Here is a 13,329-nt window from a genome sequence, read left to right as displayed (position 1 = left end):
ACGTATTTCAAATTTTACCATTGTATACGCATGGTTAAAATGTCACTTTGATAGCCGTACTTAAGCCCATAAATTATAATGGTTTTCGAGGGCATCAATTAATAAGCTAATCTATTGTCTTATCAAATTTATTAGTCTGAGAATTATTTTTAAAATTAAGAACAAAGAATTAGGAGTGGTGAGCTTGTGGCGTCTTATTTTAAACTTTTTGTTTTTTAAAAATTAAATTTAAATATTATTGTTGTATTTACAATATAGGCTTGCTAATTTTCTTTGTACTTGGTTAAAATGTTCTCTTAATTTAGTAATTAAAAATTTGGCTTTTAGTTTGTTTATTCGCCGACAAAGTTAAGGTTTAAGTGGATTTTAACCTCCGTGTAAAAATCTTTTTAGATACAGTGAAGGGGCCTATAGGGAATGAAATTTATAGCATTTTTTGTTCTAGCTGTTGAAAATAAAGCTCCCGTTTCACTTGATGGTGCAGGACGCTGTTTCGCAGATACTCAAGTCGAGTTAGTAAAAAGAATATCTATCAATAATTAGTACTTCTCTAATTATAAAGCCTCAAGGGGGAGTTCTAATTTAAGACAACTTAAGTCAGAGTGTGGATGGCTACTTTGGATTTAATTTATACATGAGGAAAATATTTTAATGTACCCTAAAATTGAGATTAATACTCTTGCTAAATTTTCGCTAGTAGATGCTACATATGAAGATTAAATACACCCCCTTAATTACTTTTATTTTATTAACATTATTTAGGTGATCAACATAGATTAATTTTTACAAACTTACTGCCAAAAGGGTGTAGCGCTTATATCTTACTACTCAGCAATTAGGTGAATTGCAGTTTAGTATTAAAAAGAACATTATTCGAAATTAGATTGAGTACTCATAGCAACAATAGGTAGGTTAAAAAAGAGCTCCATTCATTCTGATATGGTTTTTTGAACAACTTTGTGAGTGCGTATATCTAGTTAGTAAAAGGTCTGTCAGCACATTACCAGTATCATTAAATAGCACAGTTAACTCAAAAAATTACTCAACTTTATAACAATCCTATTTGAAAATTAAAGAATTATTTTATGAAATATCAAATTAGTACACTTATAACATTATTGATTTCAAGCTCAGCACTGGCTGCTTCAACCGTTGACGAGTTGAATGTATTGGGTGACACAGCCACTTTTGTCTTATCAGAGCCTAAGACACATACAATACCGAACTGTGTAAGTTCAAGTAATCAGAATAAGTGGGCGATTAACCTGAGCTCCCTACAAGGGCAGGCGATGTATAGTCTACTGGTAACTGCTATATCCAAAGAAAAATTAGTTTCGGTAAAATCAGCTGAGCGTTGTGAGTCGATAGCTGATGTTGAACAAGTTCAAAGTTTGTCATTAAGCTCCAATGATAAAGCAAGTTCAAGTGGTACATGGTTATACAAAGGGGATGGGTTAACTAAAGTAGGAAAGGTTGTTACTTTCAATGATGGATATACCCCTGGATATACCTATGTTCCTCTAAATGGAACTCAAGAGCATCATTCATATAAACCTGCTATTAAATCGAATCTGTCAGGTTTATTGTTTTTAGACTCTGAGTGTAAGACTGAGCCTTTTCAAGTGAACTACGGTCGACCCGTTTTATCTTTCTTTAAGTCCTTCAATGCGTATTTAACTTTTGGTGATACCTCCATCCATGGCAATCGTTTAGCCGATCATGGAAATGCTCCCGTTTATAAGCTTTGGGGAGGTGAAACGGGTTGCCATAAAGAAGGGTACCAAGCTTATCAAGAAAATCGAGCAGTAAAACTTGTAGAGGCAGAACACCCTTTGTGCGGTAAAACCCCCTGTTGGATTAAATAACAATAAAGATATTTTAAAGGGATGATTGTGACTCGCGTTTTTTTATACTGCCGCTCATTTTGTTGTGCATGATGGCAAGACCTGCGCTATTTGTAGATTTTGACTTTCCTATTCATTTGCAATTTAAGCAGAAAATTTGCGCGAAAATGCGCGAGCCAATACCGCCCCAATTATTAACAACGACTATATTGTTTTAAGTGAAGATGCCCCAGTGGCACAAGATGATTCAGTGACTTTAATTGCCAATACTACGAGATTAATAAACGTACTCGATAACGCTCTGATATTGATGGCGATATTTTAACTATCACGCATGTGTTCGCAAAAAATGGACAAGTATTCATAAAAGGTAATGTGCTGGAGTATACGCCAAACTTCGATTTTGACAGCACCGATGTCATTGACTACAAGATCAAAGATTTGGCCAATGCAACATCAAAGGCAAAGTATTGGTAACTGTGCTCAAAGAAAATAAAACAGCGCCAGTGATAATGGGGCAATAATCTTTGAAAATGGATGAAGATACCACGTTTAGTCTTGATATTGAGCAACTAGTGTTCGTCGATACTGACTCTTTATCCAAGGATATTATCCTTGAAGTGACTCAAGGGAAGCACTTCACCTTTGATAAGCTTGCCATTATCTCAACAGCAAATTTCAACGGTGAAATTAGCGTACCAGTCACATTGTTTGACGGCAGACATCGCTCTACTAATTTTGACTTGAAGATCACCGTTAATGAGATTAAGCACGCGCACTACCAGCTGATTAAAAAGCTTGATGCAAATATATTATCTATTGCTGATGTAGGTGACTCGCAACTGCTGTTTGAAAAGCTAATATCACAACAAAAAGAAATAGTGATGATTGAATAAAATTGCAGCGCAGCAAGCGTGAGGTATTCTGTCAAAGGTCAGCCCTGCTTAATACCAGCTATTAAAAACCTAAGCGGCTTGTCAATATCGTCAATTTTCAGCACGTTACTTTTGTCGCAGCTCATTGCCAGTGAAAACCCATGGAGGTAGTCTATTAACAGATGTAAGAAAACTTCTGACTGGCTGCTATCTAGTTCTAAGGCACTGATAATTTGCTCAAACCGGCTAATAAAGACCTCTGCGGGGCTGTCAGATTTCATGCTCAATAAAGTGTGTAGTAGTCCGTCATACTGGCTCAGTATCGCAAGGTAACTTTTGCATAGGGCACTGAGCTCCTGTTGCCAATCTTCTGTGTTTTGCGGTGTATAAATATCTTCAATTAGCGAGGTGGTAATGGCTTCTAACAGGGCATCTTTGTTTTTAAAGTAATGGTAAATCGCCATCGCATCGACCCCAAGTTGTGCTGATAACTTGCGGATACTGGGAATATTACCTGTTGTTGCCATCAAATTTTTTGCGGCACGAATGATAGCTGCTTTACTTAGTGCACTTTGAGATTTTTGGGGACGGCCGCGCTTTTTGGCTGTATTGCTCATTATGAATGCTTAATTTGATTTATATATTCTACATTGCAGAATAATGGAGTTATTATTTAAATCAACTATGAGGGTGTCATGGCGAACATCGTATTTATTGCAACAAGCTTGGACGGTTATATTGCAGATAAAAACAACGCAATTGAGTGGCTACACTCAATTCCTGGCACCCAAGAACTGGATTTGGGGTATGACAATCACATTGCTGCCATTGACGGGTTAGTGATGGGCAGAAATACTTTTGAGTTAGTTTGCGGCTTTGATTGCGATTGGCCTTATACAAAGCCAGTGTTTGTTTTGAGCAATACAATGCAGTGTGTTCCCACAGGTTATGAAGACAAAGTAAAGTTAGTCAGTGGAGGGTTGCTCCAGTTGGTAGATAAGTTGAATGGGCAGGGGTTTGTAGATTTGTATATAGACGGTGGCGTTACAATTCAAAGCTTTTTAAAATTAGACTTGATTGACAAGATGATCATTACAACTATTCCTATCATATTGGGGGGCGGAGTGAGTTTATTCGGTGAGTTAGCCGAGCCACTTCATTTCAGTTGCACAGAAAGTGAATTGTTTGAAAATGGCATATGCCAAAATACGTTTGTCAGAAAGCGATAGTTTATATCAAACTCATAGAGCGGGTTACTTGCTTTCTGACTCGGTTATTTCGGCAAATACATCTTATCTAGGCCCGGGATATTGTGCTCCCAACGAGGCACTGCTTCGCCAATATAATGCCGTGCAGCATCTAAAAATAATCGTGTTCTGACCGGTAAATCTCGGTGCGGGTAGACAGCATACATGGCGCTATAGTCAGGTAAATTCACATGTGTCAGCATAGGTACTAGCTGCGCGTGATCGATATGATCGGCAAAGAAAAAGGCAGGCGCGGTGCAAAACGCAGTATGCGAGAGCACTTTTTCAAGCAATGCTTCACCATCGTTAGATTTAAACACCGGCGTAATAGGCTGCTCTTGAGGCTTGCCTTTATCATCAATGTAGCTGATGGACTCGAAGCGGATGTGGTTACTTGAGTAAGCTGCAGCTGGCAGCTCAGCCAGATCAGACATTTCTTTTGGCTCACCATAGGTCTCGATAAACTGTGGTGTGGCTAAAATCAACATACGGTTTCGCGCCACTTTACGTGCGATCAATGAGGAGTCTCTCGGTTCACCGACGCGAAACGCCAGATCAAAGCCTTCGGATACCATATCGATTACTCTGTCATCTAATCTTAACTCTATGGTGACTTGCGGAAAACGTTTTTGGAAATCATTGATCACCGGCAGTAGGTAGTATTTACCGATGTAACTTGATGAGGTGATACGCAGTAAACCTCGGGCTTCTTGGTGATAGTTCTCTGCCATTTGCACTGTGTCTTGCAGCAGCACTCTCAGCTCAGCTGCTTTTTTAACCATCTCAGCGCCAGCGGCAGTTAATGAAAATGAGCGAGTAGTCCGGTTGAGCAGACGTACACCAAGCTCCTCTTCTAATTTACTGATTTGTTTAGATATAACTGAACGATCTATGTTTCTGACTTCGGCCGCTTTTGAAAAAGAGCCTTGCTCAACAACTTCTAATAACATGATCAATCGACTGGTTGTATCCATATTTGGCATCACTATAAATGTTTATTGGTGCCATTCTGGCATTAATGTTTTTAAAAAACTACTATTTTTCGTCATTAATAACAGGCGTACGATGTCCGCATATTAATTTTCTGCGGAGCAACAAATGAAAAAGTTAGGTTTTACACTCAGTGCTGTGGCCCTTGCCCTTGTTTTAAGTGGATGTGGTCAATCCAATGCACAGCAAGGACAACAGCCGCCACCTTTAACCATAGACGTAGCAAGCGTTGAGCTTGAACAAGTTCAATCTTGGCACACATTTACCACGCGTTTAGAAGCGCCTGAACGCGTTTTACTTAAGCCGCGTGTATCCGGTCAAATTGAACGTATGGCATTCACCGAAGGTGAGCGCGTCAATAAAGGTCAGTTATTATTTAGTCTTGATCCAAGACCTTTCCAAGCTCAGATTGATACGTTAAACGCCCAGTTAAAAAGTGCTGAGGCAAGTTTAGAGCAAGCGCGAGGTGAAGCAGAGCGTGCAAATCGTTTGGTTGCACAAAATGCCATTTCAACAGAAGAGGCAGAGCAGCGCAGTGCAACCCTTCGCAGCGCGATTGCAAACAAAAATGCCATTGAGGCACGTCTGCAAAACGCGCAGTTAGATTTAGAGTTCAGCCAAGTATCCGCGCCTATCAGCGGCACTATTTCTCGTGCAGTGGTCACCACAGGTAACTATGTTAAAGCGGGTGAAACTGAGCTAACGACCATTGTTTCTGACGATGAAATTTACGCGTATTTTGATGTGGATGAGCGCACATGGAGCCGCCAATTTGCTGGTGTCTCTGTACAAGATCAGATCACAGTACAGCTTCAGCGCTTAGGCGAAACCAAGCAAGTAGCGGGTAAACTTGATTTTATCGATAACGAAATTAATCCCAACACTGGCACATTACGAGTGCGTGCCGTATTTGATGCACAGCAGCATCACTTAAAGCCGGGCGCATTTGCTCGCGTTTCAATCGGTGCGCAAAATGCACAGCAAATGGCCATTGTGCCTGAACGTGCAATTGGTACAGATCTTAAAAATCGTTTTGTCCTGACCATCGACGAAAACAATGTCTTGCAGTACAGATTGGTTGAACTTGGCGAGCGTTACGGTGCGTTTCGTGCCATTAAGTCGGGCTTAGAAGAGGGCGATCGCATTGCTGTTAATGGTCCTGCGCGTGTCGGCCCAGGTATGCCAATTACCCCGAATTCTGTCAGTTTAGCCTTTGAAAATACTCAGTTTGTTTTAAAACAGTCTGACTCTTCTTTATTACTCAGTGCGGCAAACTAAGAGAGCGTTATGAAATTTTCCCACTTTTTTATCAATAGGCCCATTTTTGCGGCCATGCTGTCGATGATTTTTATCATCACAGGTGCTATCTCATTGTTTCAACTGCCGGTCAGTGAATACCCAGAAGTTGTGCCGCCTACAGTTGTGGTTAACGCGACATATCCAGGTGCTAACCCAAAAGTCATTGCAGAGACTGTGGCAACGCCACTTGAGCAAGAGCTCAATGGTCTTGAGAATATGTTGTATCACGGCTCGCAAGCCACCAGTGACGGACGTTTAACCTTGACTGTCACGTTCGCGCTAGGTACTGATCTTGACCAAGCGCAGGTACAGGTACAAAACCGTGTGAACAATGCATTACCGCGTTTGCCGCAAGAGGTACAGCGCTTAGGTGTCACAGCTCAAAAGTCATCACCCAACCTTGCATTAGTTGTGCACTTGGTATCACCCAATGGTGAGCAAGATACTGCTTACATGGCAAACTACGCTGACTTATACATCAAAGATGAGCTAAAACGCTTACCGGGTGTGGGTGATTTGCAGCTATTTGGTGGTGCAAAGTATTCAATGCGTGTTTGGCTAGACCCAGACGCTTTGGCTGCACGTAACTTAACTGCCTCTGATGTGGTCAACGCACTGCGTACGCAAAACCAACAAGTTGCAGCGGGTTCATTGGGCGCACAGCCAACACCTGAAGAAAACCAATTTCAAATTTTGTTAAATGTAAAAGGCCGTTTAGAGAGCATTGAAGAGTTTGAAAGTGTGATCATTAAAGTGGGCGATAATGGCGCGCTGACACGTTTGAAAGACATTGCTCGAGTTGAACTTGGCCAAGAAAACTATGCACTGCGTGCAATGCTTGATAACCAGCCTGCCCTTGCAATGCCGATTTTCCAGCGTCCGGGCACCAATGCCATTGAATTATCTGATGATGTGCGTGAAACCATGGCACGTCTTGAGAAAACATTCCCAGCGGGCATGACTTATGAAATCGCTTACGACCCAACTGTTTTTGTTCGCGGTTCAATCGACGCGGTTATCATGACCTTAATGGAAGCAATTCTATTGGTAGTTGTAGTGGTTGTGGTGTTCTTGCAAACATGGCGCGCCTCTATTATTCCATTGATTGCGGTGCCGGTATCTTTGATTGGTACGTTTGCTGTGATGCAAATGTTAGGTGTTTCAATTAATACCTTATCTTTATTTGGTCTAGTGCTCGCAATCGGTATTGTTGTGGATGATGCCATCGTGGTTGTGGAAAACGTAGAGCGTAATATTGCAGATGGCCACAGTCCATACGAAGCCACTAAAATTGCCATGACGGAAGTGACTGGCCCAATTATCGCGATTGCATTTGTACTGTGCGCAGTATTCATTCCAACAGCATTTATTACGGGCTTATCGGGTCAGTTCTACAAGCAATTTGCGCTTACAATTACGATTTCGACGCTGATCTCAGCATTTAATTCACTGACGCTGTCACCTGCGCTATCCGCTATTTTATTAAAATCGCACGATGCGCCAAAAGACAGATTAACACGCCTGCTTGATAAGCTATTTGGTGCATGGTTATTTAAGCCATTCAATCGCTTATTTGATAAAGGTGCAAAAGGCTACGAAGCCATCGTTAAAAAGCTAATCCGTATGAGTGTGGTTGTTGGTGTGGTTTACCTTGCACTTGTTGGCTCAACCATTGGTTTGTTCCAGTCTGTACCGGGCGGCTTTATTCCGCAGCAGGACAAGCAATACCTGGTTGCCGTTGCGCAATTACCAGATGCTGCAAGCTTAGACCGCACTGAAGAAGTGATTAAACAGATGCAAGAAATTGCTCTGCAAGTGCCGGGTGTTGCACACACGGTTGCATTCCCTGGTTTATCTGTAAACGGATTTACCAATAGCACCAACAGCGGCATTGTGTTTACGCCACTGGATGACTTTGCAGACAGAAACGACCCAAGCTTGTCAGCGCAGGCAATTGCGATGCAGCTGAATATGCGCTTTGCAGCCATTGATGAGGCATTTGTTGCGGTATTCCCACCGCCGCCAATTTTAGGCTTGGGCACAACTGGTGGTTTTAAACTGCAAATTCAAGACAGAGGCAACCAAGGGTTTGAAGCATTGTTTGCAGCGTTACAATCGACCATAGGTGCGGCGCAGCAAGATCCAGCACTGACCGGCCTTTACTCCAGCTTTAGAGTACAAGTGCCGCAAATGGACATTAATATCGACCGCGAGCAGGCGCTCATCCAAGGTATTCCATTACAGGAAGTATTTGATGCTTTACAAGTATATTTAGGCTCTGTTTATGTCAATGACTTCAACTTATTTGGCCGTACTTACCAAGTGAAAGCGCAAGCAGATGCCGAATTTAGAGCGAAAAAAGAGCAAATTAATAACCTTAAAGTGCGTAATGCCGCGGGCAACATGGTGCCACTGGGTTCAGTTGTTACCGTTGAAGCAACCACTGGCCCTGATCGTGTGATGCACTACAACGGTTACGTGACAGCAGAGCTAAACGGCAGCCCAGCGCCGGGTTACAGCTCAGATCAAGCACAGCAAGCCATTGAAAAAGTACTGGCAAATACCTTACCTGAAGGGATGGCGTACGAGTGGACTGAAGTCACGTACCAGCAGATTTTGGCAGGTAATACCATGGTGTATGTGTTCCCATTGGTTGTGGTTTTAGTCTTTATGGTACTTGCAGCGCAGTACGAGAGCTTGCGTTTACCACTGGCGATTATTTTAATCGTACCAATGACGATATTCTCGGCACTTGCTGGTGTGTATATGCTAGGTGGTGACAACAATATCTTTACGCAAATTGCCTTGATTGTATTGGTGGCACTGGCATCGAAAAACGCCATCTTGATGGTAGAGTTTGCCAGAGACAAGCATGTACAAGGTGCAACACATTTAGAGGCCATAATTGAAGCATGTCGACTAAGGTTACGTCCAATTTTGATGACCTCAATCGCGTTTACCGCAGGTGTTATCCCGCTGGTATTGGCATCAGGCGCGGGTGCAGAAATGCGTCAAGCCATGGGTAACGCAGTATTTTTCGGCATGATAGGGGTAACCGTGTTTGGCTTACTATTTACACCTGTATTTTATCGTCTAGTAACGCCAAAGGAGCAATAAACATGCGCATTATTAAACTGTCTATTTTAAGTCTGGCTGTTGCTGCAATGGTAGGATGTACAAGCACTTCCTACGAGCAAGATGTGGTTGCAAGTCAGCAGGCATTTAACTCGCAAGTTGACGGCACAGCGGTACTCAACACAGTAGCGCGCTCGGCTGAAGCCAATTGGTGGCAGCAACTTGAGGACACGCACTTAGATCAGCTGGTGGTGGATGTGATGTCTGCCAACCAAAACCTCAAAGCTTCTGCAGCGCGTTTGCGCGCTGCAATGGCGGGGTTAAGTGAAGCTCAGCGGGCTCGTTTACCACAAGGTAATATTAATCTTACCGGCCAGCGAGGTACTACAGTACTTGCTAATGGTCTGCAAGGCCCAATTAATGAATCACTTAATAGTGGCGGAGCATTAACATGGGATGTGGATTTATCGGGTCGTATTGCCAAGTTGGCGGATGCAGCAGCATCCGCGGCAGAGGCGCAGCAAGGCCAGTATCAAGCTCTGGCTGGAGAGCTAGTCACAACGACCATACAGAGTTACCTGCAATGGCAGGCGCTGAAGCAAACTCAGGCCTTGACTCAAGCGCAACTTAAAGCACTTGAAGAATCGATAGCCATTATTGAGATCCGTGTTAAAGAAGGCGTGGCAACAAAGTTGGAGCTTAACCGCACCAAGTCGCAATATTTTGAGCACAAGCAACGCTTACCGCACATTGCCACAGAACTGGCTCAAGTCGAGCAGACATTGGCAGTGTTGACCAACAAGTCGACTGATAAACTAGGTTTGCATGCATTAGAGCAGAGCCGCTATGAAGCGTTAGCGATTGCCGTTAACGTAAACTCGGCATCAGATGCATTGCTGCAACGAGGTGATGTACAAAGTGCAATTGCCAAGCTTAAACAGCAAAGCTACCTGTCGCAAAGTGCAGAACGAGCGCTATATCCAGATATTAGTTTTTCGGCATTTGCTGGGGTGCTCAACCCAACTGGGGTTAATTTTAATGATACCCAATCTAGCTGGCAGGTAGCCCCTACGTTGAGCTGGTCTTTGTTTAGCTATCCACAATTATTGGCACAGTTAGATAGACAAACGGCGCTGAGCGAGGCGAGCTACTATGACTACCGTCAAACCTTAACCCATGTTTTGGCACAGGCAGAGTATTCATTACGTGCCTTGTCACAAGCTAAAGTGCAACTAAATTATGCGCATGAACAAGTGATTGCAGCCGAAAGTGCTTATCAGCAAGCAACCGCAGGATATAAAGAAGGGCAATTGGGCTATCTTGAGTTGTTGGATGCGCGACAAGATGTTTTAATAGCCCAACAATCGCAAATGGCCATGAGAAATATGCTACTTAGCTCGTCGGTAAGTGTATATGGTGAACTAAACGGACAATGGTCTAAGGCTTTGGTTGCAAGTATTTAATACTTGCAACAGCGCCACTTTTGGAGATACAACATACTATGTCTATTGAAAACACGAAGATGAAAGCCCTTGAATTACGTTCGCACGGGCTCGACTTTGACTTAGTAATGAGTGAACACGCCATGCCTGAGCCAGGCAGTAATGAATTACTTGTGGCCATTGAATATGTTGCGCTCAATCACTTGGATGCAAAAATGGCAAGAGATGGGTTTAGCCAGTGGGAATACCCGCATATATTGGGGTTGGATGCCGTTGGTACAGTGATCCAAGCTGGTAAAGGGGTATTTCCAAAAGCGGGCACCCGAGTGTTGTTTAATGCGAACTTGGCACAAAAAGGCATGTTAAAAGAGTTTGCGGTGGTACCCAATCACGCAGTTTCTGAATTGCCAGCCGATATTAGCCCAGAAGTGGCGGTGATCTTACCGAATGCTGGTATGGCTGCGTTACTCGCCATTGAAAAGTTAAAGTTACAAGAGGGTGACTCTCTCGCCATCAATAGCGCACAGGGGGCCGTGTCGCATTTTGCCATTCAATACGCAAAGCAAAAGGGCGCGCAAGTCTTTGCTTTTGCACAAAAAGAGCATCATAAACGACTGCGCAAGTTAGGGGCTGACTTTGCTTTTGACTGTGAGTCAGAAAACGTGTGTGACCAAATTAAGCGCGAGATTGGCCCAGAGGGGTTTGATTGCATTTTAAATACCTCTGGCGGCGACTCGTTTGTGACAGATTTAGAGCACTTACGTTTTTGTGGCCGCATAGCCTGTTTGAACGGGTTTAGTGAAATTCCTCAAGAGCTATTGTTTGAGAAGTCGCCAAACATTGGTGTTGTGTCAATTGGTGGTGCTTGGCTAGCAAATAATCTCTGTGCACAGCAGCACTTATGCTTTATGGGGCAAAAGCTCCTAGCGGATGTGAAATCAGGTCAGATCAAAGTACCTGACATAGAACTCATTGAATTTAGCGCGCAGGCCGTGAAGGATACTTTATCTTGCTTGCTCACCGCGTCGTGTCAAAAGCGGCCAGTGATTAAAATCGAACATGTATAAAAAAAGCCACAACCTAGGTTGTGGCTTTTTTATGTTAAAATTTGGATGAGTAAGAAAGAGATAAAAAGTCCAATCCCGGGTTTGGGCTTTTAAAGCCAGCATTAGAGTAATGAATATATCGCATCGCGATATTGGCTTCCCCTAAGTTGTAAACGAGCCCTAACCGGTCTTCAAACTGGTAATGAGTGCTAACGTTTTTTCCTGCAAACTCAGTATCTTCAAGTAGTGCCAAGCCAATGCCAAACTCGATAGACAAAGGTCTGTTATAGAGTGTCATGACCGGGTATCGGATCACCGGAGATACGGCTAAGACAAAGTTTTGGTCGTACTTGCCGCTGTCACCAAAACGCCAAAAGTTGACGCTTGACTCGAAATACATATCAACATGATGCCAATTGTCGGGCAGCCATGATTTTGTATGGTACTGATAGGCAAGCTTTACGCCCCTTACATCACCTTCTCCATGAATATAATGTACTCCGTAACCATGAGGTGAGCTAGCCAAGGCTGATCCCGACATAACCAAAGATAAAAGTAAGCCTGATAAGTGTTTCATAACGCGTGGTTCAATAGAGAATTTGCGTTATTGTGCGCGTTATTTTTATGTCTAAATAGAAACTAAAAAGCAATTTATTGGTGCTTGTTTGGCATTAATAATATAAGTGTTTGGTTTTTCTATTAATTTTTAATTTGTGCATTATTGGCATCAATTAAATGCTATTTTGTTGACTTTTTTAACTGTAAAGGAGGTGTACACTTACCTTAATCGCACCTTAACAACAAAAGAGAGCAACACAATGCGCACTTGGTTTTCAGCATTTGCCTTAATGGCAGTATTGATATTCGGCCTAAGTTTTTCTGCACACAGTCAAAGTGATAATCAACCTGCGAGTCAGCTAGATGTATTAGCACAAGATTTGAGCTTACAGTTTAAACAAGCCACTGAGAAACTGGCTCTGTTGCCTGTCAACGAACGAGATACGTTTGCCATGCAAGTTGTTAACGCACAGCTTGCACCGCATTTAGACTTGGAGTTTTCTTCTTTAAAATTACTAGGTAAGCATGTTCGCGGTTTAGATAGACAGCAAACCGCTGAGTTTACAAGGCTGATTGAGTCACAACTGGTAAATATGTATGCCCAAGTGCTGGTGGATTATAAAGGCGCTGATGTGTCGTTGCAGTCTTTACAAACTAATCAGGGCCGAAAGTTTGCAGAGGCGGCCATTGATATCAATAAGCCCAATAGCGAACACTCGCAATTGATCTTTAAGTTTAAACAAGACACGCAAGGTCATTGGCGCGTATATGATGTGATTTCTCGCCATGTTTCGCAGTTAAGTGTTAAGCGCCAAAGCTTAGTATTAAAAATCAGTGAAATTGGTTTTGAGCAGTTAAATCATGAGCTAAGACAAGCGCAAGCAAATAATATTTAAAAAGATTGTTGCACCTTAAAGGTTAACAAACTTGCGCAACAAGGTGTGCAGGCCTTA

Annotated in this window: 14 protein-coding genes; 11 read left to right on the top strand and 3 right to left on the bottom strand. The window is 42.7% G+C overall.

Going from position 1 to position 13,329, the window contains the following annotated elements; genetic code table 11:
- Window positions 1-417: 417 nt before the first annotated feature.
- The 5 genes from AC2CZC_RS25510 to AC2CZC_RS25490 all read left to right on the top strand — a co-directional run bounded on the left by AC2CZC_RS25510 (window position 418) and on the right by AC2CZC_RS25490 (window position 2,740).
- Window positions 418-543, top strand: a complete 126-nt coding sequence (locus AC2CZC_RS25510; RefSeq protein WP_484585154.1) for a hypothetical protein — start codon at window positions 418-420, stop codon at window positions 541-543.
- 542 nt (window positions 544-1,085) lie between these two features.
- Window positions 1,086-1,865: a hypothetical protein gene (locus AC2CZC_RS25505; protein ID WP_484585153.1), complete on the top strand. Its 780-nt coding sequence runs from the start codon at window positions 1,086-1,088 to the stop codon at window positions 1,863-1,865.
- Window positions 1,866-2,001: 136 nt separating this feature from the next.
- Window positions 2,002-2,169: a hypothetical protein gene (locus AC2CZC_RS25500; protein ID WP_484585152.1), complete on the top strand. Its 168-nt coding sequence runs from the start codon at window positions 2,002-2,004 to the stop codon at window positions 2,167-2,169.
- Window positions 2,170-2,180: 11 nt separating this feature from the next.
- Window positions 2,181-2,321: an Ig-like domain-containing protein gene (locus AC2CZC_RS25495; protein ID WP_484585151.1), complete on the top strand. Its 141-nt coding sequence runs from the start codon at window positions 2,181-2,183 to the stop codon at window positions 2,319-2,321.
- Window positions 2,322-2,371: 50 nt separating this feature from the next.
- Window positions 2,372-2,740, top strand: a complete 369-nt coding sequence (locus AC2CZC_RS25490) for a hypothetical protein (RefSeq protein WP_484585150.1) — start codon at window positions 2,372-2,374, stop codon at window positions 2,738-2,740.
- A 38-nt stretch (window positions 2,741-2,778) separates the two neighbouring features.
- Here the strand turns inward: AC2CZC_RS25490 and AC2CZC_RS25485 are convergent, their stop codons facing one another.
- Entirely contained in the window at window positions 2,779-3,336 is a 558-nt protein-coding gene (locus AC2CZC_RS25485) for a TetR/AcrR family transcriptional regulator (RefSeq protein WP_484585149.1), read from the bottom strand.
- Between the two features lie 78 nt (window positions 3,337-3,414).
- On the opposite strand from AC2CZC_RS25485, the gene AC2CZC_RS25480 reads away from it, so the two are divergent.
- Window positions 3,415-3,948, top strand: a complete 534-nt coding sequence (locus tag AC2CZC_RS25480; protein ID WP_484585148.1) for a dihydrofolate reductase family protein — start codon at window positions 3,415-3,417, stop codon at window positions 3,946-3,948.
- A gap of 44 nt (window positions 3,949-3,992) precedes the next feature.
- On the opposite strand, the gene AC2CZC_RS25475 is transcribed toward AC2CZC_RS25480, so the two are convergent.
- Window positions 3,993-4,940 (bottom strand): LysR family transcriptional regulator, encoded by a 948-nt coding sequence (locus tag AC2CZC_RS25475; RefSeq protein ID WP_063368287.1) that lies wholly within the window; start codon window positions 4,938-4,940, stop codon window positions 3,993-3,995.
- A gap of 124 nt (window positions 4,941-5,064) precedes the next feature.
- Here AC2CZC_RS25475 and AC2CZC_RS25470 point away from each other — a divergent pair, with 124 nt between their 5' ends.
- Genes AC2CZC_RS25470 through AC2CZC_RS25455 form a run of 4 tightly spaced genes read left to right on the top strand, consistent with a single transcriptional unit; the run spans window position 5,065 to window position 11,839 of the window.
- Window positions 5,065-6,234, top strand: a complete 1,170-nt coding sequence (locus AC2CZC_RS25470) for an efflux RND transporter periplasmic adaptor subunit (protein WP_063360510.1) — start codon at window positions 5,065-5,067, stop codon at window positions 6,232-6,234.
- A gap of 9 nt (window positions 6,235-6,243) precedes the next feature.
- A complete protein-coding gene (locus AC2CZC_RS25465) occupies window positions 6,244-9,372 on the top strand; it encodes an efflux RND transporter permease subunit (protein ID WP_237137450.1) in 3,129 nt (1,042 codons plus the stop codon).
- A gap of 2 nt (window positions 9,373-9,374) precedes the next feature.
- The gene (locus AC2CZC_RS25460; protein WP_484585147.1) at window positions 9,375-10,793 is read left to right on the top strand and encodes a TolC family protein; all 1,419 of its coding nucleotides are present in this window, start codon (window positions 9,375-9,377) and stop codon (window positions 10,791-10,793) included.
- A gap of 38 nt (window positions 10,794-10,831) precedes the next feature.
- Complete coding sequence (locus tag AC2CZC_RS25455; protein WP_046356489.1) at window positions 10,832-11,839, top strand: zinc-binding dehydrogenase; 1,008 nt, start codon at window positions 10,832-10,834, stop codon at window positions 11,837-11,839.
- 34 nt (window positions 11,840-11,873) lie between these two features.
- Here AC2CZC_RS25455 and AC2CZC_RS25450 read toward each other — a convergent pair whose 3' ends face one another.
- Complete coding sequence (locus AC2CZC_RS25450; protein WP_484585146.1) at window positions 11,874-12,395, bottom strand: acyloxyacyl hydrolase; 522 nt, start codon at window positions 12,393-12,395, stop codon at window positions 11,874-11,876.
- Window positions 12,396-12,636: 241 nt separating this feature from the next.
- Here AC2CZC_RS25450 and AC2CZC_RS25445 point away from each other — a divergent pair, with 241 nt between their 5' ends.
- Window positions 12,637-13,272, top strand: coding sequence for an ABC transporter substrate-binding protein (locus tag AC2CZC_RS25445; RefSeq protein ID WP_484585145.1), 636 nt, complete (start codon window positions 12,637-12,639; stop codon window positions 13,270-13,272).
- Window positions 13,273-13,329: the final 57 nt, after the last annotated feature.

The organism is Pseudoalteromonas sp. MMG033 (assembly GCF_057197785.1).
Note: the sequence above shows the minus strand (reverse complement) of the source record. Positions and strands in the feature narration are given on the sequence as shown.